Source organism: Chryseobacterium sp. MEBOG07 (assembly GCF_021869745.1).
Lineage (GTDB): Bacteria > Bacteroidota > Bacteroidia > Flavobacteriales > Weeksellaceae > Chryseobacterium > Chryseobacterium viscerum.
This window is the reverse complement of the sequence record NZ_CP084579.1, coordinates 4,694,592-4,718,964: the sequence shown is the minus strand read 5'-3', so window position 1 is coordinate 4,718,964 and position 24,373 is coordinate 4,694,592. Positions and strand designations below refer to the sequence as shown.

The window sequence follows — 24,373 nt, the reverse complement described above, 5'->3', positions numbered from 1 at the left end:
ACTATATTTTTGAATACATTTGTACAAAATAAAAATTAAAAAATGAACACACCATCAGAATTAAAGTACACCAAAGATCACGAATGGATCAAAATCGAGGGTAACGTTGCTACAATCGGTATTACAGACTTCGCTCAGGGAGAACTTGGAGACATCGTATACGTAGACATAGATACTGTAGATGATGATCTTAATGGAGGAGATGTTTTTGGAAGTGTAGAAGCAGTAAAAACTGTTTCAGATCTATTCTTGCCTATCGCAGGGAAGGTTATTGAGTTTAATTCAGAATTAGAGGCTCAGCCAGAACTGTTAAATACAGATCCTTATGGAGATGGATGGATCATCAAATTGGAAATTGCTGATGGAGCAGATCAGTCAGAGTTACTTTCTGCAGACGATTACAAAGCAATCATTGGATAAGATTTCAAAAATATTTAGTAAGATACTGCCCATTTATTGGGCATTTCTTACTTATATGCTCCTCAAGCCGGGAGAAGAAAACAATGAATATTGGTTCATGTTCAGCGGTATCGACAAGGTATTGCATTTAAGCATATTTGGAGCGCTGGGTTTCGCCTTCATTGCTGCATTCCCTAAAATAAAATTCTCATACTTTTTTCAGATCATTCTTCTCTATGCATTCCTTACCGAAATTCTACAGGAAGAAATGGGATTAGGAAGATCTATGGAAACACTGGATATCGTAGCAGACACTATCGGATGTCTATTAGGGTACTATATATATAAGCTATTAATCAAACGTTTCTTTTAATCATACCCTTAGGAAAGAGCAAATCTTCATTCCCTGCCTTTCCTCTCAGAAACATTCAAGTTTTCTCAAGCCTTCCAACTCTCAAAACCCTCAAACCTTTTTCGGAGCTCTTCCTGCTATCCATTCCTACTCCTCGCTCCAGCGCTCTCCGACGCTCAAACCCACCAACTCTCCTTGCTAAGCTGCGGGGTAACCATTGCTATCAGGGCTAGGGGAGGAGTTATGAATTATAAATTATAAATGATGAATGATGATTTTCGGGTTTCTCGTTTTGGTTTTGAGGTTACAATTCTAGGTTTTAGTTTGTCAATAGGTGTATTCTGTATCATCAACTTTCTCTTATATATATTATATCCATCATCCTCTGTGCAAATCCTTGCGATTTGTGGTTGATGATCCTATCAACGAATAATCATTATCCTCATCTTCATCCAGATATTCATCCAGACTATAAAAATTTAATAGAAACGGGCTTTAGCCCGTTTAATAAAAAGAAAACGTCCTTGTTGGCTTTAGCCCAAACTTAAATAAAGAATATTTGTTTTTAAAAGAGCCTCTGCTATTATATATATGTATATCTTCCATTATACATTATACATTATACATTATACATTATACATTATACATTATACATTATACATTTATCCCATCCTCAACCCCTCCCAAACACTCTCTGACCCTCCAACGCTCCCACTCGTCCTCTCCCACCTGACCTCCCAAACAAATGTTTAAAATTTTTCTCTCTGCCTTCCAGTGTTTTAGGGATTAATATTACGAAAAGGTGAAATTTATGTTAAATAAAGTTGCGTGGTGTGTAGTAAGTATCTATCTTTGCCCCACTGAAAAACGAAAGACATTCAGTAGCGCAGAAGAGCTTTTAGATAAGCAGAAACAATAAGAAACTTCAAAAGAGAAGGGCAAAAAAAACTTCAACATTTTTATTTAAAAAGTTGCGAGTTGAAATAAAGTTCTTATCTTTGCAGTCCCAATTAAGGGAGCGCAGGAGTGGAAGGTTAGGTGATGAGAAGAGAGGTTAAGGTTACTTAAAAAACTTTAAAATTTTCTTCAAAAACATTTGGTCAAATAGAAATAAAGTTTTACTTTTGCACTCGCAAATACGGAGCAACACTGACAGAGAAGATTGCATCGTTAAAAAGCGAAAGATATAAAGATCATTGACATACAATATAACAACCAAGTAAGGAAAAACTAAAGCGTCAAAACTTTGAGTGAGTCAGACAAACATACAATGGAGAGTTTGATCCTGGCTCAGGATGAACGCTAGCGGGAGGCCTAACACATGCAAGCCGAGCGGTAGAGATTCTTCGGAATCTTGAGAGCGGCGTACGGGTGCGGAACACGTGTGCAACCTGCCTTTATCTGGGGATAGCCTTTCGAAAGGAAGATTAATACCCCATAATATATTGACTGGCATCAGTTGATATTGAAAACTCCGGTGGATAGAGATGGGCACGCGCAAGATTAGATAGTTGGTGAGGTAACGGCTCACCAAGTCTACGATCTTTAGGGGGCCTGAGAGGGTGATCCCCCACACTGGTACTGAGACACGGACCAGACTCCTACGGGAGGCAGCAGTGAGGAATATTGGACAATGGGTGAGAGCCTGATCCAGCCATCCCGCGTGAAGGACGACGGCCCTATGGGTTGTAAACTTCTTTTGTATAGGGATAAACCTACTCTCGTGAGAGTAGCTGAAGGTACTATACGAATAAGCACCGGCTAACTCCGTGCCAGCAGCCGCGGTAATACGGAGGGTGCAAGCGTTATCCGGATTTATTGGGTTTAAAGGGTCCGTAGGCGGATCTGTAAGTCAGTGGTGAAATCTCACAGCTTAACTGTGAAACTGCCATTGATACTGCAGGTCTTGAGTGTTGTTGAAGTAGCTGGAATAAGTAGTGTAGCGGTGAAATGCATAGATATTACTTAGAACACCAATTGCGAAGGCAGGTTACTAAGCAACAACTGACGCTGATGGACGAAAGCGTGGGGAGCGAACAGGATTAGATACCCTGGTAGTCCACGCCGTAAACGATGCTAACTCGTTTTTGGGTCTTTAAGATTCAGAGACTAAGCGAAAGTGATAAGTTAGCCACCTGGGGAGTACGTTCGCAAGAATGAAACTCAAAGGAATTGACGGGGGCCCGCACAAGCGGTGGATTATGTGGTTTAATTCGATGATACGCGAGGAACCTTACCAAGGCTTAAATGGGAAATGACAGGTTTAGAAATAGACTTTTCTTCGGACATTTTTCAAGGTGCTGCATGGTTGTCGTCAGCTCGTGCCGTGAGGTGTTAGGTTAAGTCCTGCAACGAGCGCAACCCCTGTCACTAGTTGCCATCATTAAGTTGGGGACTCTAGTGAGACTGCCTACGCAAGTAGAGAGGAAGGTGGGGATGACGTCAAATCATCACGGCCCTTACGCCTTGGGCCACACACGTAATACAATGGCCAGTACAGAGGGCAGCTACACAGCGATGTGATGCAAATCTCGAAAGCTGGTCTCAGTTCGGATTGGAGTCTGCAACTCGACTCTATGAAGCTGGAATCGCTAGTAATCGCGCATCAGCCATGGCGCGGTGAATACGTTCCCGGGCCTTGTACACACCGCCCGTCAAGCCATGGAAGTCTGGGGTACCTGAAGTCGGTGACCGTAATAGGAGCTGCCTAGGGTAAAACAGGTAACTAGGGCTAAGTCGTAACAAGGTAGCCGTACCGGAAGGTGCGGCTGGAACATCTCATTTTAGAGCGTCTTTAGACGATAAACAAAATTAGTATCGCAAGATACATGTACTTACTTAAAGTATAGCTTTAGTTTTTTGTTTGGTTGGTTATATTAAAAATACAAAACCCACTAGAAATTAGTATAGGGAAGAGATTGAGAAATGGAGAGAGTACTTACTTATCCCCATTACTCATAAAAAGTCTCGTAGCTCAGCTGGTTAGAGCGCTACACTGATAATGTAGAGGTCGGCAGTTCGAGCCTGCCCGAGACTACTAATTATAGGGAATTATAGATTAAGAATTATAGATTTTAAATTACGACATTGCTGTTTCATTTAAAATTTATCATTTAAAATTTAAAATTTCTACTAGAGGGGGAATTAGCTCAGCTGGCTAGAGCGCCTGCCTTGCACGCAGGAGGTCAAGGGTTCGACTCCCTTATTCTCCACAGTTTTGGAAGACTGATTTAAAAGTTACGGATAGAGCCAAAAACAATATCTGTTCATCAGTTGGACAAGAAGACATTAAGATCATTGACATTAACGGTAAAGACATCACAAAGAGATAACCGAGCACTTTCGAGTGCCGAGTTTATAAAAATATCGATAAATTTTAATTTATCAAAAAATACTGAACTAATATAATTATTAGGAAAGAAATCGTTAAGGGCGTATGGCGGATGCCTAGGCTTTCAGAGGCGACGAAGGACGTGGTAAGCTGCGAAAAGCTGCGGGGATTGGCACACACGAATTGATCCGCAGATGTCCGAATGGGGCAACCCGGCTGGTTGAAGACCAGTCACCTCTTAGGAGGAGCAAACCCGGAGAACTGAAACATCTAAGTACCCGGAGGAAAAGAAATCGAAGAGATTCCGTAAGTAGTGGCGAGCGAAAGCGGATTAGCCCAAAAGCTAATATATGTTTAATAGAATGTTCTGGAAAGAACAGCCGTAGAGGGTGATAGCCCCGTAAATGAAAGGCATATTTGAGTGATAAATGAGTAGGGCGGGACACGTGAAATCCTGTCTGAATATGGGGGGACCATCCTCCAAGGCTAAATACTCCTGAAAGACCGATAGTGAACAAGTACTGTGAAGGAAAGGTGAAAAGCACTTCGAATAGAAGGGTGAAATAGAACCTGAAACCGTACGCCTACAAGCGGTCGGAGCACCTATATGGTGTGACGGCGTGCCTTTTGCATAATGAGCCTACGAGTTAATTTTACTAGCGAGGTTAAGGTATTAAGTACCGGAGCCGGAGCGAAAGCGAGTCTGAATAGGGCGTATAGTTAGTAGGATTAGACGCGAAACCTTGTGATCTACCCATGGGCAGGTTGAAGCTCTGGTAACACAGAGTGGAGGACCGAACCGGTTGACGTTGAAAAGTCTTCGGATGACCTGTGGGTAGGGGTGAAAGGCCAATCAAACTGGGAGATAGCTCGTACTCTCCGAAATGCATTTAGGTGCAGCGTCGTATATAAGTTTATTAGAGGTAGAGCTACTGATTGGATGCGGGGGTTTCACCACCTACCAATTCCTGACAAACTCCGAATGCTAATAAATGTTCTACGGCAGTGAGGGCATGGGTGCTAAGGTCCATGTCCGAGAGGGAAAGAACCCAGACCAACAGCTAAGGTCCCAAAATATATGTTAAGTTGAAGCAACGCGGTTGGACTGCATTGACAGCTAGGATGTTGGCTTGGAAGCAGCCATTCATTTAAAGAGTGCGTAACAGCTCACTAGTCGAGCGGTCCGGCATGGATAATAATCGGGCATAAACATATTACCGAAGCTATGGATTTATACCTTAGGGGTATATCTGGTAGGAGAGCATTCTATTTGCGCTGAAGCAGTACTGTGAGGTATTGTGGAGCGGATAGAAAAGAAAATGTAGGCATAAGTAACGATAAAGCGGGCGAGAAACCCGCTCACCGAAAGACTAAGGTTTCCTCAGCCATGCTAATCAGCTGAGGGTTAGTCGGGACCTAACGCGAACCCGAAAGGGGTAGTGGATGGACAATGGGTTAATATTCCCATACTTGCTCACACTAAAAAGGGGACGGAGTGCCGTACTTACTGGAGACTGACGGAATAGTCAAGGCCTAGCCTTCGGGCGAAGCTGCTGTAGGGAAAGTGCTTCCAAGAAAAGCCGAAGTGAAGCAACCCGTACCAAAACCGACACAGGTAGTCGAGGAGAGAATCCTAAGGTGCTAGAGTGAATCATGGTTAAGGAACTAGGCAAAATAGTCTCGTAACTTCGGGAGAAGAGACGCCATCAGCAATGGTGGCCGCAGTAAAGAGGCCCAGGCGACTGTTTATCAAAAACACAGGACTCTGCAAAATCGAAAGATGCAGTATAGGGTCTGACACCTGCCCGGTGCTGGAAGGTTAAGGAAGGTGCTTAGGGTTAAACCGAAGGCATTGACTGAAGCCCCAGTAAACGGCGGCCGTAACTATAACGGTCCTAAGGTAGCGAAATTCCTTGTCGGGTAAGTTCCGACCTGCACGAATGGTGTAACGATCTGGGCACTGTCTCAACCATGAGCTCTGTGAAATTGTAGTCTCGGTGAAGATGCCGAGTACCCGCAATGGGACGAAAAGACCCTGTGAACCTTTACTATAACTTCGTATTGACTTTGAGTAAGTAATGTGTAGGATAGGTGGGAGGCTTTGAAGCTTGCACGCTAGTGTAGGTGGAGCCAACGTTGAAATACCACCCTTTACTTACTTGGAGCCTAACTTCTTAATAGAAGGACATTGCGTGGTGGGTAGTTTGACTGGGGTGGTCGCCTCCAAAAGAGTAACGGAGGCTTTCAAAGGTACCCTCAGCACGCTTGGTAACCGTGCGTAGAGTGTAATGGCATAAGGGTGCTTGACTGTGAGACCAACAAGTCGATCAGGTGCGAAAGCAGGACATAGTGATCCGGTGGTTCCGTATGGAAGGGCCATCGCTCATAGGATAAAAGGTACTCCGGGGATAACAGGCTAGTCTCCCCCAAGAGCTCACATCGACGGGGAGGTTCGGCACCTCGATGTCGGCTCGTCACATCCTGGGGCTGGAGAAGGTCCCAAGGGTTGGGCTGTTCGCCCATTAAAGTGGCACGCGAGCTGGGTTCAGAACGTCGTGAGACAGTTCGGTCTCTATCTATTGCGGGCGTTAGATGTTTGAGAGGGCTTGATTCTAGTACGAGAGGACCGAATTGAACAAACCTCTGGTGTATCAGTTGTACCGCCAGGTGCACTGCTGAGTAGCTACGTTTGGAAGAGATAAGCACTGAAAGCATATAAGTGCGAAACTCGCCTCAAGATGAGACATCTTTTAAGGGTCGTTGGAGATGACGACGTTGATAGGCTATAGGTGTAAAGACAGTAATGTCATAGCCAAGTAGTACTAATTACCCGTAGATTTATAGCCTAATATGGCGCACGGAAGTGCAGCAAGGTTACCTCTTTGTGAAAGTTTTTATCGAAAATAAACCAGGTAGCAGATGTTAGCTATTAGGAAGCAGGGAAAACCTGTAACCTTTTACCTATAAGTTGCAACCTTATATACAACCTTTAGGGTGGTTTTAGCGGTGGGGCTCACCTGTTCCCATTCCGAACACAGAAGTTAAGCCCACCAGCGCCGATGGTACTGCTAACGCGGGAGAGTAGGCCGCCGCCAGTTTTTATTTTATTTTTAAAAAGTCCTTTATCATACGATAAAGGACTTTTTTGTTGTTTATACCTATACTATATATATCTACAATCTAAGATTCATACGATCCATAGAAAGCACTTCTTTTAGCTCATGATGTATTCTTTACCATCATTAATCGTTAATAACAGAGATCATTCATTACTATTACTTATTATTTTCTATTGCTAATTACTCACAATTCATGAGTGATATATGATGAGCAATAAGTAGTAGATCATACAACTCATACTATTTCTAAGCTCATAGCCATTCCTGGTTACCTATGTTTAATTTTCCCTCATTATTTTCTTTATTATATCTCATAGCTGTCATTCTTAAAGAATCCAAGCAACCGATATAATTACTACTATCCTTCATTCCTGATTTTCATTTATTAGGATGTTGGTTTTTGCCTCTACAATTACTATCTGTAAGCATGTGCTAAAAAGCTGTCATCTTGTGTAGATATCTAAACCCTATCTATGCTTCCCGTAGATCGACTAATCATATTACCCAAATTACTTAAATTTAAAATACCCCTTAATATATTATAAATAATTGATGAGTAATTCTAAATTGTTTCTCTACTTTCAATTATCCGTTTCTTATTCTTTAGTACATATACAAATTAGAATTACTATTATTCTTTACCATTGCAATAACATCAATTTTAGAGAAATCTAAACTACTCTGAGAAAACCTGGAGAATCTGCTCGATATTAATACTCTTTTCTGAGGGGGATTTAAGCGAGCTGAATAAAAGAACATTGAATTCATACATTATAATGTAATAATATAGAGTAACAATTGCTCATTGTGGATAACTCTATATCTTATTTAAATTATTGTTTATTAATTGATTACAATAAAAGTTTTCCACTATGCATATATTTAAGTTAAATAAAGTTGCGTGGTGTGTAGTAAGTATCTATCTTTGCCCCACTGAAAAACGAAAGACATTCAGTAGCGCAGAAGAGCTTTTAGATAAGCAGAAACAATAAGAAACTTCAAAAGGGAAGAGCAAAAAAAACTTCAACATTTTTATTTAAAAAGTTGCGAGTTGAAATAAAGTTCTTATCTTTGCAGTCCCAATTAAGGGAGCGCAGGAGTGGAAGATTAGGTGATGAGAAGAGGGATTAAGGTTACTTAAAAAACTTTAAAATTTTCTTCAAAAACATTTGGTCAAATAGAAATAAAGTTTTACTTTTGCACTCGCAAATACGGAGCAACACTGACAGAGAAGATTGCATCGTTAAAAAGCGAAAGATATAAAGATCATTGACATACAATATAACAACCAAGTAAGGAAAAACTAAAGCGTCAAAACTTTGAGTGAGTCAGACAAACATACAATGGAGAGTTTGATCCTGGCTCAGGATGAACGCTAGCGGGAGGCCTAACACATGCAAGCCGAGCGGTAGAGATTCTTCGGAATCTTGAGAGCGGCGTACGGGTGCGGAACACGTGTGCAACCTGCCTTTATCTGGGGGATAGCCTTTCGAAAGGAAGATTAATACCCCATAATATATTGACTGGCATCAGTTGATATTGAAAACTCCGGTGGATAGAGATGGGCACGCGCAAGATTAGATAGTTGGTGAGGTAACGGCTCACCAAGTCTACGATCTTTAGGGGGCCTGAGAGGGTGATCCCCCACACTGGTACTGAGACACGGACCAGACTCCTACGGGAGGCAGCAGTGAGGAATATTGGACAATGGGTGAGAGCCTGATCCAGCCATCCCGCGTGAAGGACGACGGCCCTATGGGTTGTAAACTTCTTTTGTATAGGGATAAACCTACTCTCGTGAGAGTAGCTGAAGGTACTATACGAATAAGCACCGGCTAACTCCGTGCCAGCAGCCGCGGTAATACGGAGGGTGCAAGCGTTATCCGGATTTATTGGGTTTAAAGGGTCCGTAGGCGGATCTGTAAGTCAGTGGTGAAATCTCACAGCTTAACTGTGAAACTGCCATTGATACTGCAGGTCTTGAGTGTTGTTGAAGTAGCTGGAATAAGTAGTGTAGCGGTGAAATGCATAGATATTACTTAGAACACCAATTGCGAAGGCAGGTTACTAAGCAACAACTGACGCTGATGGACGAAAGCGTGGGGAGCGAACAGGATTAGATACCCTGGTAGTCCACGCCGTAAACGATGCTAACTCGTTTTTGGGTCTTTAAGATTCAGAGACTAAGCGAAAGTGATAAGTTAGCCACCTGGGGAGTACGTTCGCAAGAATGAAACTCAAAGGAATTGACGGGGGCCCGCACAAGCGGTGGATTATGTGGTTTAATTCGATGATACGCGAGGAACCTTACCAAGGCTTAAATGGGAAATGACAGGTTTAGAAATAGACTTTTCTTCGGACATTTTTCAAGGTGCTGCATGGTTGTCGTCAGCTCGTGCCGTGAGGTGTTAGGTTAAGTCCTGCAACGAGCGCAACCCCTGTCACTAGTTGCCATCATTAAGTTGGGGACTCTAGTGAGACTGCCTACGCAAGTAGAGAGGAAGGTGGGGATGACGTCAAATCATCACGGCCCTTACGCCTTGGGCCACACACGTAATACAATGGCCAGTACAGAGGGCAGCTACACAGCGATGTGATGCAAATCTCGAAAGCTGGTCTCAGTTCGGATTGGAGTCTGCAACTCGACTCTATGAAGCTGGAATCGCTAGTAATCGCGCATCAGCCATGGCGCGGTGAATACGTTCCCGGGCCTTGTACACACCGCCCGTCAAGCCATGGAAGTCTGGGGTACCTGAAGTCGGTGACCGTAATAGGAGCTGCCTAGGGTAAAACAGGTAACTAGGGCTAAGTCGTAACAAGGTAGCCGTACCGGAAGGTGCGGCTGGAACATCTCATTTTAGAGCGTCTTTAGACGATAAACAAAATTAGTATCGCAAGATACATGTACTTACTTAAAGTATAGCTTTAGTTTTTTGTTTGGTTGGTTATATTAAAAATACAAAACCCACTAGAAATTAGTATAGGGAAGAGATTGAGAAATGGAGAGAGTACTTACTTATCCCCATTACTCATAAAAAGTCTCGTAGCTCAGCTGGTTAGAGCGCTACACTGATAATGTAGAGGTCGGCAGTTCGAGCCTGCCCGAGACTACTAATTATAGGGAATTATAGATTAAGAATTATAGATTTTAAATTACGACATTGCTGTTTCATTTAAAATTTATCATTTAAAATTTAAAATTTCTACTAGAGGGGGAATTAGCTCAGCTGGCTAGAGCGCCTGCCTTGCACGCAGGAGGTCAAGGGTTCGACTCCCTTATTCTCCACAGTTTTGGAAGACTGATTTAAAAGTTACGGATAGAGCCAAAAACAATATCTGTTCATCAGTTGGACAAGAAGACATTAAGATCATTGACATTAACGGTAAAGACATCACAAAGAGATAACCGAGCACTTTCGAGTGCCGAGTTTATAAAAATATCGATAAATTTTAATTTATCAAAAAATACTGAACTAATATAATTATTAGGAAAGAAATCGTTAAGGGCGTATGGCGGATGCCTAGGCTTTCAGAGGCGACGAAGGACGTGGTAAGCTGCGAAAAGCTGCGGGGATTGGCACACACGAATTGATCCGCAGATGTCCGAATGGGGCAACCCGGCTGGTTGAAGACCAGTCACCTCTTAGGAGGAGCAAACCCGGAGAACTGAAACATCTAAGTACCCGGAGGAAAAGAAATCGAAGAGATTCCGTAAGTAGTGGCGAGCGAAAGCGGATTAGCCCAAAAGCTAATATATGTTTAATAGAATGTTCTGGAAAGAACAGCCGTAGAGGGTGATAGCCCCGTAAATGAAAGGCATATTTGAGTGATAAATGAGTAGGGCGGGACACGTGAAATCCTGTCTGAATATGGGGGACCATCCTCCAAGGCTAAATACTCCTGAAAGACCGATAGTGAACAAGTACTGTGAAGGAAAGGTGAAAAGCACTTCGAATAGAAGGGTGAAATAGAACCTGAAACCGTACGCCTACAAGCGGTCGGAGCACCTATATGGTGTGACGGCGTGCCTTTTGCATAATGAGCCTACGAGTTAATTTTACTAGCGAGGTTAAGGTATTAAGTACCGGAGCCGGAGCGAAAGCGAGTCTGAATAGGGCGTATAGTTAGTAGGATTAGACGCGAAACCTTGTGATCTACCCATGGGCAGGTTGAAGCTCTGGTAACACAGAGTGGAGGACCGAACCGGTTGACGTTGAAAAGTCTTCGGATGACCTGTGGGTAGGGGTGAAAGGCCAATCAAACTGGGAGATAGCTCGTACTCTCCGAAATGCATTTAGGTGCAGCGTCGTATATAAGTTTATTAGAGGTAGAGCTACTGATTGGATGCGGGGGTTTCACCACCTACCAATTCCTGACAAACTCCGAATGCTAATAAATGTTCTACGGCAGTGAGGGCATGGGTGCTAAGGTCCATGTCCGAGAGGGAAAGAACCCAGACCAACAGCTAAGGTCCCAAAATATATGTTAAGTTGAAGCAACGCGGTTGGACTGCATTGACAGCTAGGATGTTGGCTTGGAAGCAGCCATTCATTTAAAGAGTGCGTAACAGCTCACTAGTCGAGCGGTCCGGCATGGATAATAATCGGGCATAAACATATTACCGAAGCTATGGATTTATACCTTAGGGGTATATCTGGTAGGAGAGCATTCTATTTGCGCTGAAGCAGTACTGTGAGGTATTGTGGAGCGGATAGAAAAGAAAATGTAGGCATAAGTAACGATAAAGCGGGCGAGAAACCCGCTCACCGAAAGACTAAGGTTTCCTCAGCCATGCTAATCAGCTGAGGGTTAGTCGGGACCTAACGCGAACCCGAAAGGGGTAGTGGATGGACAATGGGTTAATATTCCCATACTTGCTCACACTAAAAAGGGGACGGAGTGCCGTACTTACTGGAGACTGACGGAATAGTCAAGGCCTAGCCTTCGGGCGAAGCTGCTGTAGGGAAAGTGCTTCCAAGAAAAGCCGAAGTGAAGCAACCCGTACCAAAACCGACACAGGTAGTCGAGGAGAGAATCCTAAGGTGCTAGAGTGAATCATGGTTAAGGAACTAGGCAAAATAGTCTCGTAACTTCGGGAGAAGAGACGCCATCAGCAATGGTGGCCGCAGTAAAGAGGCCCAGGCGACTGTTTATCAAAAACACAGGACTCTGCAAAATCGAAAGATGCAGTATAGGGTCTGACACCTGCCCGGTGCTGGAAGGTTAAGGAAGGTGCTTAGGGTTAAACCGAAGGCATTGACTGAAGCCCCAGTAAACGGCGGCCGTAACTATAACGGTCCTAAGGTAGCGAAATTCCTTGTCGGGTAAGTTCCGACCTGCACGAATGGTGTAACGATCTGGGCACTGTCTCAACCATGAGCTCTGTGAAATTGTAGTCTCGGTGAAGATGCCGAGTACCCGCAATGGGACGAAAAGACCCTGTGAACCTTTACTATAACTTCGTATTGACTTTGAGTAAGTAATGTGTAGGATAGGTGGGAGGCTTTGAAGCTTGCACGCTAGTGTAGGTGGAGCCAACGTTGAAATACCACCCTTTACTTACTTGGAGCCTAACTTCTTAATAGAAGGACATTGCGTGGTGGGTAGTTTGACTGGGGTGGTCGCCTCCAAAAGAGTAACGGAGGCTTTCAAAGGTACCCTCAGCACGCTTGGTAACCGTGCGTAGAGTGTAATGGCATAAGGGTGCTTGACTGTGAGACCAACAAGTCGATCAGGTGCGAAAGCAGGACATAGTGATCCGGTGGTTCCGTATGGAAGGGCCATCGCTCATAGGATAAAAGGTACTCCGGGGATAACAGGCTAGTCTCCCCCAAGAGCTCACATCGACGGGGAGGTTCGGCACCTCGATGTCGGCTCGTCACATCCTGGGGCTGGAGAAGGTCCCAAGGGTTGGGCTGTTCGCCCATTAAAGTGGCACGCGAGCTGGGTTCAGAACGTCGTGAGACAGTTCGGTCTCTATCTATTGCGGGCGTTAGATGTTTGAGAGGGCTTGATTCTAGTACGAGAGGACCGAATTGAACAAACCTCTGGTGTATCAGTTGTACCGCCAGGTGCACTGCTGAGTAGCTACGTTTGGAAGAGATAAGCACTGAAAGCATATAAGTGCGAAACTCGCCTCAAGATGAGACATCTTTTAAGGGTCGTTGGAGATGACGACGTTGATAGGCTATAGGTGTAAAGACAGTAATGTCATAGCCAAGTAGTACTAATTACCCGTAGATTTATAGCCTAATATGGCGCACGGAAGTGCAGCAAGGTTACCTCTTTGTGAAAGTTTTTATCGAAAATAAACCAGGTAGCAGATGTTAGCTATTAGGAAGCAGGGAAAACCTGTAACCTTTTACCTATAAGTTGCAACCTTATATACAACCTTTAGGGTGGTTTTAGCGGTGGGGCTCACCTGTTCCCATTCCGAACACAGAAGTTAAGCCCACCAGCGCCGATGGTACTGCTAACGCGGGAGAGTAGGCCGCCGCCAGTTTTTATTTTATTTTTAAAAAGTCCTTTATCATACGATAAAGGACTTTTTTGTTGTTATATACATACAGCATCGATATCTATATTAGACCTAAAACAAGGATCATAACTAGGATATTCAATCTTTAATTTACCCTCATTATTATTTATTTTCTTCAGTTAATAGGATTCCCCTATTATAAGTTTTGGCTAAAGCCAAATGGAAATGGAGTTTTTGACCAGAACGGGCTAAAGCCCGCTCCTATTGAATATCATAAATGGAGAATAATCAAAGCTGATCAATCGCAGCCGGAAACCTGAACCTCGAATCTCATAATTCATAACTTATAATTCATAATTCTCTTCCTTTTAGCCCCGATAGTAATGGTTACCCCGCAGCTTGAGTTGGAGAGTTGGTGGGGTTTGAGTGTAGGAGCGCGCTGGCGTAAGGAGTATGAATGGATAGCGGGATGAAGCTCCTGAAGTAGCAAGAGTTGTTGAATACACTGTTCAAGAGAGAGTTTAAAATCACTGTTGGGGACCTATATGTCAGGATGATCCTGCATTTGAATGTGTTATCCTCCAGGCTGGTCTAATGGGATTTGTATGAGCAAATATCAATGTTGTATCAGACTTGGAGGTCCTGCAGAATTTTGTAAAGAAGAATATATGTCTTAAATTAATAATAGAGACTTTTAAATAATAAGAACGCGGCTATCTCAAACTGAGATAGCCGCGTTTATTTTTTATTTATGAATTTAAGATCATACCTGTATTACTCCTAAATTGAATTTCTCGGTAATAGGAGCGTTATTAGCTGCTTCAATTCCCATTGAAATCCATTTTCTTGTATCTGCTGGATTGATGATGGCATCGGTCCATAATCTTGATGCTGCATACGTGGATTCAGTCTGCTTCTGATACTTTTTTGAAATTGTATCCAGAATTTCGTTGTGTTCTTCTTCAGAGATTTCTTTTCCTTGTTTTTTCAAAGTTGATTCCTGAATTTGAGCCAATACTTTTGCAGCCTGTGCTCCTCCCATTACAGCTAAATCTGCCCAAGGCCAGGCGACAATTAATCTCGGGTCATAAGCTTTACCACACATTGCATAATTTCCTGCTCCATAAGAATTTCCTGTAATGATGGTAAATTTAGGAACTACAGAATTGGCAACTGCATTTACCATTTTGGCTCCGTCTTTGATGATTCCGCCATGTTCTGATTTTGAACCTACCATGAATCCGGTAACATCCTGTAAGAAAATTAAAGGTATTTTTCTTTGATTACAGTTAGCAATGAATCGGGTCGCTTTATCTGCCGAATCAGAGTAAATAACTCCTCCAAACTGCATTTCTCCTTTACCGCTTTTTACCAGTTTTCTCTGATTGGCTACAATTCCTACAGACCAGCCATCTACTCTGGCTGTTGCACAGATAATACTTTTACCATAATCTGATTTATATTCTTCATATTCGGAGTTATCCACAATGCATTTAAGAATTTCATAGGTATCATATTGCTCAGCTCTGGAAACTGGCATAATTCCGAAGATGTTTTCAGGATTTTCCTTTGGTGGGAAACTCTCTATTCTGTCAAAACCAGCTTTTTCTGTACTTCCAATAGATTTCATGATGTTTTTGATTCTATTCAAAGCATCTTTATCATCTTTGGCTTTATAATCGGTAACTCCTGAAATAGAGCAGTGGGTAGTAGCCCCGCCCAGTGTTTCATTATCTATACTTTCTCCGATAGCTGCTTTTACAAGATAGCTTCCGGCAAGGAAAATTGAACCCGTTTTATCTACAATCATGGCCTCATCACTCATGATAGGCAGATAAGCACCTCCAGCTACACAACTTCCCATAACAGCAGAAATCTGGATGATTCCCATAGAGCTCATCTTAGCATTATTTCTGAAAATTCTTCCAAAATGCTCTTTATCAGGAAATATCTCATCCTGCAGTGGAAGATAAACACCAGCCGAGTCTACCAGATAGATGATCGGAAGTTTATTTTCCATAGAAATTTCCTGTGCTCTCAGGTTTTTCTTTCCAGTGATAGGAAACCAAGCACCTGCTTTTACTGAAGCATCATTAGCAACAACAATACATTGTCTTCCGGAAACGTAGCCTATAACCACTACAACTCCTCCGCTAGGGCAGCCTCCGTGCTCTTTATACATCTCGTAGCCAGCAAATGCTCCTACTTCTATAGAATCTGAATCTTTATCGAGAAGATAATCTATTCTTTCTCTTGCAGTCATTTTTCCTTCATCACGAAGCTTTTGAAGCCTCTTCTCACCACCTCCCTTTTTGATCTCAGTGAGTAAGCGATTTATTTCAGATAATTTTAATCTGTTCTGATCTTCTCGTTTATTGAATTCGATGTCCATAAAATTTTCAATTTTTTACGCTTAAAGATACTATTTTTATGAGGAATATAAATTGGAAGTAAAACAAGTGTTTAATAGTTTGGTTTCTAGTAAATTGTGAAATTTTTAACTAAAAAATATTTTTAAATAGTTTATATTTTTTCTAACTTTACAGTAGAGTAACAGAGGTAATATTCTCTGCAAAATACTCTAAGTTCCTAGTTTATTTTTTTAATAGTTTATTATTTGAAGGCCCTGAAAGTTTAACAAATTTTCAGGGTTTTTTTATAGTTCTATCTCTATTTTAATTTTTGTTAACATTTTTTACATTAAACTTATCTTTTTATCAATATTTGGGAATGTGATTTGTAAATTTGCAGGGTTAAAATTAAAAGGAGATAGGTTATGCATAAATTGGCACTTTTCAGGTTGCACTTAATAGTATTTTTATGGGGGTTCACTGCAATCTTGGGAAAATTGATTCAGGCCAATGCGCAGATCCTTGTATTTTACAGAATGTTGTTTGCTGCTATTTTTCTTTTTGTATTCATCAGAGTTTTTAAAAAGGAAAGTATAAAGGTTTCGAAAAAAATATTTTTTCAGCTGGCTGCAATAGGTCTTGCAATGGCGCTCCATTGGTATTGCTTTTTTTACTCTATTAAAGTTTCCAATGTTTCTATTGCATTGAGCTGTCTTTCATTGTCTACACTTTTTGCTTCGATTCTGGAGCCTATCATCTTTAAAAGGAAGGTTGATGTATCCGAAGTGGTAATGGGTACAGTTATCGTTGCCTGTATATTACTGATTTTTAAAACCGAATTTCATTTTAAAGAAGGGATCATCTATGGTATTCTGTGTGCGGTTTTTGGAACTATCTTTTCTGTATTCAACGGTAAAATGTTTGGTAAAACGAGTTCCGGGAATATTATTTTTTATGAAATTTTCTGTGGTTGGTTCATTTTAATGGTATTCTATTTGCTTTCGGGGCAAATTTTTCAGATGAATGAAATAAACTATAGAGATCTGGCGTTAATATGCTTGTTAGCCAGTGTTTTCACTGCTTTTCCAATGCTGGAATCGGTGAATTTAATGAAGTATATATCACCTTTCACATTAATTTTAACAGTTAATTTAGAACCTGTTTACGGAATTATACTAGCTTTTTTTATCTTTGGGGAATCAGAACATATGAGCCCTATATTTTATATTGCTTCAGGAGTTATGATACTGGCAATCATTGTGAATGGATTAATAAAAGCCAAAAAAACTAAAAACTTAAACTAAGCATCAAATTTATATGATGAAAAAATATTTTTTACTTGCATTTTCACTGCTGTTTGGGCTGTCTCAATCTCAGATTATCAGGAAATATTCCAATGAATTCTTAAATATCGGAGCCGGAGCGAGAGGTCTTGCAATGGGAGGCGCAGTAATCACTAATCAGGATGATGTATATTCTCCTATGTGGAACCCTGCGGGTTTGATGTCAATTGAAAGAGACTGGCAGGGAGCAGCTATGCACGCAGAATACTTTGAGTCTATCGCAAAATATGATTATTTGGCTTATGCAAAAGTACTTGAAGAAGGAGTGTTCGGTGTTTCAGTAGTAAGGCTTGGGGTTGACAATATTTTAAATACCACCCAGTTAATTGATACCGAAGGGAATATTGATTATGATAAAATCACCAAATTTTCTCAATCTGATTATGCAGCGATACTTTCTTATGCTTTCAGGCCAGGAGGAAATCCAAAACTGGATGTGGGGGTGAATGCCAAAATTGTCTATAGAAATGTAGGTAAATTTGCTAATGGTTACGGTTTTGGTTTTGATGTAGGAGCCATTTATAAAGCAGATAACGGTTGGAAATTCGGGGGGATGGTGAGAGATATCACCACTACCGTAAACTTCTGGAGCGTGAATCAAAAAGAACTATCAACGGTTGTAAACGGGGAAGAATTTAACCCGGCACCGAAAGATAAAATGGAACTTACAATGCCTAAGCTGAATGTAGGTGCCAGTAAGTTATTTGAGATCAACAGCAGCGTGTATGTATTACCGGAAGCAGGTTTGAATGTAGACTTTGCAAAAACTGCTTCATTGATTTCGACAGACTTTGCCAGTATCAGTCCCTATGCAGGAGCTGAATTAGGGTATCAGAAAATGATTTTTGTAAGATTAGGGATCAACAGGTTCCAGTCTATTACAGATATAGAAGATCTTAGGAGAAAAGTTTCTTTCCAGCCAAGTGCAGGTCTTGGGATCAGATACAGAGGGCTTACACTGGATTATGCAATTACCAATTCAGGGATAGGCGGATCTAATTTCTATTCCAATTTCTTCTCATTGAAGCTGGATATGGGCGCATTCAGAAATGATTAAAATAATAAAAATGAAAAAGGTATCGATGTTCTTGTTAGCAATATGCTCAACAATGATTTTTGCACAAAAGGTTTCAAACTCCAAATATATTGCAGTTCCTGAAAAATTTGAAACATTTAAGGAAGATTATGGCCTGAAAGACTTTTTTATTAAAGCTTTGAAAGGAAAAAAATATATTGTACTTCCGGTCATTAAAGATAACTGGCCTTCAGAAGCTAAAATGAACTACTGTAATGTCATTAATGCTGATGTCATTAATGATAAAAGTTTATTCAAAAATAAAGTAATAGTACAGTTTAAAGATTGTAATAATAATATGATTTTAGAGTCTAAGGGAGGCTCAAAAATCAAAGAATTTGATGAAGGATTACAGGATGCAATAAGAGAAGCTTTAATACAAGTGCCGGTTTCTAACCCTGTTGCTATGTTACCTGCATCTAATAATAATGCTCAGAATTCATCTCCTGAACCTGTAGCATCTTCTGCAACGCCAGAAGCCAATAACTACTCGAATGGGAAAATGGATCTTCAGAAAATCCAGATTGATCCTAATCAGTTTATCTTAGCTAAATCTGGCAGTTCTGTGCCATTTGCCGTTTTTAAAGCAACTTCTAAGAGTTCTGTTTTTATGGTAAAACTGGCTGATGGAAATACTACTATAGGATATTTCGAAAATGGAAATGTTGTGATCGATATTCCACAGGCTGACGGAAGATTCTCCAAAGAGGTTTTTGTAGCTAAATAACTTTAGAAATACCACAACAATAATAAATATAAAAGGCTCTTGAAAAAAGAGCCTTTTATCGTATATATGCTGATGTGTTTTTCATTTTTTCTAAACTTTGAAAATAGGAGATTGGTTATGCGGTTTTCTACAAATAATATTTAGCCTATAGATTCATGATCCATAACGGTAAATGAAAATGTGAAAAGTTTTATAAAATGAGAAAAATTTTCATAATATTATCGTTATTAGTTGATAATACTAATTTATTAAAAAAATATCAATAATACTATTATTTAGTAAAATATTTATTTTATTATACTTCTTATTGTTATTTTCCTTTTGTATTGGCGGTATCGATGATTTTTATTTTGTATTAATTAAATATGTAACGCATAAGAATTTTTATAAAAAAACTCCATTTTATTTGCGAAAATTTAATCGTAGTGCGATACTAGGGTATTAATTAGCATTAAAAAACTCCCAAATCACTTTAGCCTTACTTTTCCCTAAAATCTCTTCCAGAGTTTCCAGATTAGCTTCTTTGATGCGTTTTACAGACTTTAGTTTAGATAGAAGCAGCTCAATAGTTTTTTCTCCCACACCAGGAATTTCTTCCAGTTCAGATTTTATGGTAGAATTTTTCCTTCTTGTTCTGTGATGCTTTACCCCAAATCGGTGAGCTTCATCACGTACACGCTGAAGGATTTTCAACGTTTCAGATTTTTTATCCAGATATAAAGGGATAGGATCTTCCGGGAAGAAAATCTCTTCCAGTCTTTTGGCGATCCCTACAATGGTAATTTTTCCGTAAAGTCCCAATAATCTCAGGCTCTTCACTGCAGAAGACAGCTGTCCCTTTCCTCCATCTATCAAAATCAGCTGCGGAAGATTTTCTCCCTCATCAAGCATTCTTTTGTAACGGCGGTAGATAACCTCTTCCATGGTTGCAAAATCGTTAGGACCTTCCACTGTTTTAGGATGAAAAATTCTGTAATCAGCTTTACTCGGTTTTCCATCTTTGAAAACAACACATGCAGATACAGGATTGGTTCCCTGAATATTTGAGTTATCAAAACCTTCAATATGTCTCGGCTCTACAGGCATTCTCAGAAGTTTCTGCATTTCGGCCATGATTCTGTTGGTATGCCTTTCAGGATCTATGATCTGAACCTGCTTCAGCTTCTCTAAACGGTATTCTTTTGCATTCTTCTCAGAAAGCTCTACAATTCTTTTTTTATCACCTACTTTAGGAACAATGAGTTTCACATTGGGAATTTCTACCGACAGATGGAAAGGTAAAAGAACCTCTTTAGAATCAGAAGAAAACTTCTGACGGATCTCTATCAATGCCTCCTCCATAATATCCTCATCAGTTTCTTCAAGAATTTTTTTGATCTCTGTCGTAAAACTCTGGATGATATTTCCATTCCTGATTTTAAAGAAATTGACATAAGCTGCCGTTTCATCACTGGTCATTCCGAAAACATCTACATCATCAATATTCGGGTTTACCACCGTATTTTTAGCCTGATAATCTTCAAGAATGTCCAGTCTTTCTTTGATGATCTGAGCCTCTTCAAACTGAAGATTAGAAGCCAGTTTCATCATTTGATTCACCAGATAATCTTTAGCTTTTCGGAAATCTCCTTTGACAATTCCACGGATGGCATCTATCTTTTCGTCATATTCTTCTTTACTTTCAAGATCCTCACATGGTCCTTCACAATTTTTGATATGATATTCCAGGCAGACTTTATATTTTCCTTCTGCTATTTTGGAAGGAGAAAGATTCAGATTACAGGTTCTTAGCTTGTAGATATGTTTGATGGTTTCCAGCAATATCTTTGCAGGCCGCACTTTTGCATAGGGACCATAGTATTCCGATCCGTCTTTTATTACATTTCTAGTCAGAAAAATTCTTGGGAAATCTTCATTTTTGATACAGATCCATGGATAAGTCTTGTCATCCTTCAGCATGACATTATAAAAAGGCTGATGTTCCTTGATCAGATTATTTTCCAATAAAAGTGCATCATACTCACTGTTTACAATCGTCGTTTCCAGCCTCTGGATTTTACCGACCATTATTTTGATCCTGTATCCGGGAAGATTTTTGTTGAAATAAGAGAGAACCCTTTTTTTTAGATTTTTAGCTTTACCAACATACAAAAGCTGTTCATTTTTATCATAATAACGATAAACGCCGGGTTCTGATGGTAAAGTTTTGAGCTGTAGTTCTAAAGAAGGATTCATAAAACAAAATTAAGGAAACTTTCCCTATTTAAAAAAAGAAAAACCTGCAGATGATTCTGCAGGTTCCGGTATTTTGATGGTTTATTTTTATCCGTGGTTCATTTCTGTGTACTGGTAGATCAAAAAGCTTAAATAATTCCATTCTACAGAGTTTTTAGGATATTTTTTCATAAACTCGGCATTATCTCCAAATAAAAAGTCATAATTGTCTTCAAAATCATCCTTGTGAAGCCACATTACCTTATCTCCTTTCCTTACATAATAAGATTTGATAACGCCGCCGCCAAATGCAGGAGCACCAGCAAAACCTGTGCTCGCTGTTTCTGAAGCAAACGGATCATGGTAAACGGAAATAAGCTCATTAAATTCAGGGTTAATAACCTGCATTAAAAAGGCTCTTGGCTCTTTTTTGTTTTTCAAAGAAACAATCTGGTTTTCATACAAAACGGCATCATCAGTTACAGATTTGCTATATTTTTTGGTGCTGTAATTTCTCATGTTTGAAATGAATTTTGCAGCTTTCATAGATTTTTCAGTCTCCGTAGGATATAAGTACATTTCAGCAATATCTGCTGCGGTAAATTTCATAGGCTTTTTTGTATCGACATCTTCGATTGTAATAGAAAGAATCTGCCCTTTCTGTCTTTCCCATGATTTACTGTAGCCTTGATGTTCTGTGTTATCTTTTAAAATAATCGTGGAAACTTTTTTATCCGTTGCTGTATTGAAACCTTCGTTAAACAGATAACGGTTCATTTCTTTTCTTTCCTCCTTAGAATATTTTACTTTCTGTGCGAAAGCAGTTGTGCTTGCTACACATAAAGCAAGGAGTAGAGTTTTCAGTCTCATGTATTATTGTTTTTAATTTTCGGGGATAAAAATAGTAAATTAATTCACTTCTTTCTATAAAAATATAGAAGATTGAAATTTAGCTTTTCCAATTATTGTTAAATGCGTAATTTTAAGAAAATTTTTTAGAAATGATATACGGAGTAGATGTTTTTACTTTCCATGATGTTCTGGAAATCTGTAAAAAGCCAAATAAAGCGAAGCTGAACAAAGCTTCAAAAGAACAAATTTTAAAATCTCAGAAAAACGTACAGCAAATAGTAGAGTCCGATAGATGTGTATATGGAATCAATACAGGATTCGGACCGCTATGTGATACCAAAATATCAGCTGACGAAACCGCGCAGTTACAATATAATCTGATTATTTCTCACGCAGTAGGAGTTGGAAAGCCCATTGATAAAGAGTTTTCTAAGATCATGATGATTGCTAAAGTTCATGCCCTTTCAAAAGGATTTTCAGGAGTTTCTCTGGAAGTAATTGAAAGAATGATCCTGATGCTTGAAAAAGATATCATTCCGGTAGTTCCTGAACAGGGATCTGTGGGAGCTTCGGGAGATCTTGCCCCGCTGGCCCATTTGGTATTGCCATTACTTGGTTTAGGAGAAGTGTGGGAAGGAGATCAGGTTTCTGAAACCATGGAAGTTCTGAAAAAACATGACCTTGAACCCCTTGTTTTAGGTCCTAAAGAAGGATTGGGATTGATCAATGGAACACAATTTATTCTGGCTCATGCGATCAAAGGACTTGAAAAATTCGAATATTTACTGGATCTTGCAGATATGACCGCTGCAATGAGTATCGAAGCATACAGAGGTTCTGAAAGCCCATTCAAAAAAGAACTTCACGACATCAGACCTTTTGAAGGAAGTAAAAAAGTAGCGGCAAGAATGCTTAAGTTCTTAAAAGGATCAGAAAATATGAAAGCTCACGAAGATTGTGAGAGAGTTCAGGATCCTTATTCAATGAGATGTGTACCTCAGGTTCACGGAGCCAGCAGAAATGCTTTTGAACATCTTAAAGGTATGGCAGAAACAGAACTGAATTCCGTAACAGACAACCCGATTGTATTAAGTGCTGAAGAATCTATCTCAGGAGGAAATTTCCACGGACAGCTGATGGCATTGCCTTTAGACTATGCTACACTCGCTGCTGCAGAATTAGGAAACATTTCCGACAGAAGAAGTTACTTATTATTAGAAGGAAAATATGGACTTCCAAGATTATTGACGGAAAGCTCAGGATTAAACTCAGGATTTATGATTCCTCAGTATACTTCAGCTGCCTTGGTTACAGAAAATAAAACATTATGTTTCCCGGCATCAGCAGACTCTATTCCTACAAGTTTAGGTCAGGAAGATCATGTTTCTATGGGAAGTATTTCAGGAAGAAAATTCAATCAGGTTCTTGGAAATCTTGTGAATATTCTGTCTGTTGAATTGATGTTTGCCGCTCAGGGACTTGAATTCAGAAGACCGGCAAAATGCTCTAAAGTAATTGAAGAAAACTTTACGGTTCTTCGTTCCAAAGTTGCTAAGCTTGAAGATGACAGATTGATCGGTAAAGATATGCTGGCGATTGCAGAGTTGATCAATGAGAGAAAGTTTATTGTTGATGTAAAATAGAAGATGAAGAAAGGTATTATTTTGTGTTTCTTTCTGTTGGGGATAAATGCTTTTTCTCAGTCAAATGAAGCAAAATTAAAAGAACTGATTACTTTAACAAAGTCAGATCGGATGTTGTCAGTAGGGTTCCAACAGTTTATGGATCATTACAACAATAAGTATAAAGATCTTCCGGATAACTTTTGGGATGAGTTTAAAAAAGACATGTCTGTAGAGAAAATTTTCGCTTTGTACATTCCTGTCTATAAAAAGTATTTTACTGATGCGGATGTTGATGAGCTCATTAAATTTTATAAAACTCCGGCTGGTCAGAAAATGATTGAAAATATGCCAAACTTAATGAAAGATTCAATGGAACTTGGAACTAGTTATGCAGAAGCATTAGATAAAAGGGTTAAAGATAAATTGAATAAACATTATAATTTTCAAAATCCACCTCCACCAGCTCCATAAAAATACAAAGCTTCCGAAAGGGAGCTTTTGTTTTTA

General features: G+C 40.1%; 10 protein-coding genes, 4 tRNA genes and 6 rRNA genes. 17 read left to right on the top strand and 3 right to left on the bottom strand.

Going from position 1 to position 24,373, the window contains the following annotated elements; genetic code table 11:
- Positions 1-42: 42 nt before the first annotated feature.
- The 12 genes from gcvH (at position 43) to rrf (LF886_RS21680) (ending at position 13,703) form a co-directional block, all read left to right on the top strand.
- Positions 43-420, top strand: a complete 378-nt coding sequence (gene gcvH, locus LF886_RS21735) for a glycine cleavage system protein GcvH (protein WP_047373847.1) — start codon at positions 43-45, stop codon at positions 418-420.
- 25 nt (positions 421-445) lie between these two features.
- Positions 446-772 (top strand): VanZ family protein, encoded by a 327-nt coding sequence (locus LF886_RS21730; protein WP_236854344.1) that lies wholly within the window; start codon positions 446-448, stop codon positions 770-772.
- 1,246 nt (positions 773-2,018) lie between these two features.
- Positions 2,019-3,535: ribosomal RNA gene (locus LF886_RS21725) — 16S ribosomal RNA — on the top strand.
- Positions 3,536-3,714: 179 nt separating this feature from the next.
- Positions 3,715-3,788 (top strand) — tRNA-Ile (locus tag LF886_RS21720).
- A gap of 101 nt (positions 3,789-3,889) precedes the next feature.
- A tRNA-Ala gene (locus tag LF886_RS21715) sits at positions 3,890-3,963 on the top strand.
- Between the two features lie 204 nt (positions 3,964-4,167).
- Positions 4,168-6,928, top strand: a 23S ribosomal RNA gene (locus tag LF886_RS21710).
- Positions 6,929-7,072: 144 nt separating this feature from the next.
- A 5S ribosomal RNA gene (gene rrf / locus LF886_RS21705) occupies positions 7,073-7,180 on the top strand.
- Between the two features lie 1,361 nt (positions 7,181-8,541).
- Positions 8,542-10,059, top strand: a 16S ribosomal RNA gene (locus LF886_RS21700).
- A gap of 179 nt (positions 10,060-10,238) precedes the next feature.
- A tRNA-Ile gene (locus LF886_RS21695) sits at positions 10,239-10,312 on the top strand.
- A 101-nt stretch (positions 10,313-10,413) separates the two neighbouring features.
- A tRNA-Ala gene (locus LF886_RS21690) sits at positions 10,414-10,487 on the top strand.
- Positions 10,488-10,691: 204 nt separating this feature from the next.
- Positions 10,692-13,451, top strand: a 23S ribosomal RNA gene (locus LF886_RS21685).
- Positions 13,452-13,595: 144 nt separating this feature from the next.
- Positions 13,596-13,703: ribosomal RNA gene (rrf, locus tag LF886_RS21680) — 5S ribosomal RNA — on the top strand.
- The 16S, 23S and 5S rRNA genes sit together here with 4 tRNA genes alongside, the layout of an rRNA operon.
- Positions 13,704-14,442: 739 nt before the next feature.
- Here the strand turns inward: rrf (LF886_RS21680) and LF886_RS21675 are convergent.
- The gene (locus LF886_RS21675) at positions 14,443-16,071 is read right to left on the bottom strand and encodes an acyl-CoA carboxylase subunit beta (protein WP_236851658.1); all 1,629 of its coding nucleotides are present in this window, start codon (positions 16,069-16,071) and stop codon (positions 14,443-14,445) included.
- A gap of 384 nt (positions 16,072-16,455) precedes the next feature.
- Here LF886_RS21675 and LF886_RS21670 point away from each other — a divergent pair, with 384 nt between their 5' ends.
- The 3 genes from LF886_RS21670 to LF886_RS21660 are packed head-to-tail and all read left to right on the top strand — an operon-like array spanning position 16,456 to position 19,175.
- Complete coding sequence (locus LF886_RS21670) at positions 16,456-17,334, top strand: DMT family transporter (protein WP_236851656.1); 879 nt, start codon at positions 16,456-16,458, stop codon at positions 17,332-17,334.
- A gap of 13 nt (positions 17,335-17,347) precedes the next feature.
- A complete protein-coding gene (locus LF886_RS21665; protein WP_236851655.1) occupies positions 17,348-18,430 on the top strand; it encodes a PorV/PorQ family protein in 1,083 nt (360 codons plus the stop codon).
- A gap of 10 nt (positions 18,431-18,440) precedes the next feature.
- The gene (locus tag LF886_RS21660; protein ID WP_236851653.1) at positions 18,441-19,175 is read left to right on the top strand and encodes a hypothetical protein; all 735 of its coding nucleotides are present in this window, start codon (positions 18,441-18,443) and stop codon (positions 19,173-19,175) included.
- 441 nt (positions 19,176-19,616) lie between these two features.
- On the opposite strand, the gene uvrC is transcribed toward LF886_RS21660, so the two are convergent.
- Together uvrC and LF886_RS21650 are read right to left on the bottom strand one after the other, a co-directional pair.
- Entirely contained in the window at positions 19,617-21,410 is a 1,794-nt protein-coding gene (uvrC, locus tag LF886_RS21655) for an excinuclease ABC subunit UvrC (RefSeq protein WP_236851652.1), read from the bottom strand.
- Positions 21,411-21,497: 87 nt separating this feature from the next.
- Positions 21,498-22,259 carry a hypothetical protein gene (locus LF886_RS21650; protein WP_236851650.1) on the bottom strand — a complete coding sequence of 254 codons (762 nt, stop codon included), beginning with the start codon at positions 22,257-22,259 and terminating at the stop codon, positions 21,498-21,500.
- Between the two features lie 131 nt (positions 22,260-22,390).
- Here LF886_RS21650 and hutH point away from each other — a divergent pair, with 131 nt between their 5' ends.
- Both hutH and LF886_RS21640 read left to right on the top strand, forming a co-directional pair.
- On the top strand, positions 22,391-23,884 hold the full coding sequence (hutH, locus tag LF886_RS21645) for a histidine ammonia-lyase (protein ID WP_236851648.1): 1,494 nt from the start codon (positions 22,391-22,393) through the stop codon (positions 23,882-23,884).
- Between the two features lie 3 nt (positions 23,885-23,887).
- The gene (locus LF886_RS21640; RefSeq protein WP_236851647.1) at positions 23,888-24,337 is read left to right on the top strand and encodes a DUF2059 domain-containing protein; all 450 of its coding nucleotides are present in this window, start codon (positions 23,888-23,890) and stop codon (positions 24,335-24,337) included.
- Positions 24,338-24,373: the final 36 nt, after the last annotated feature.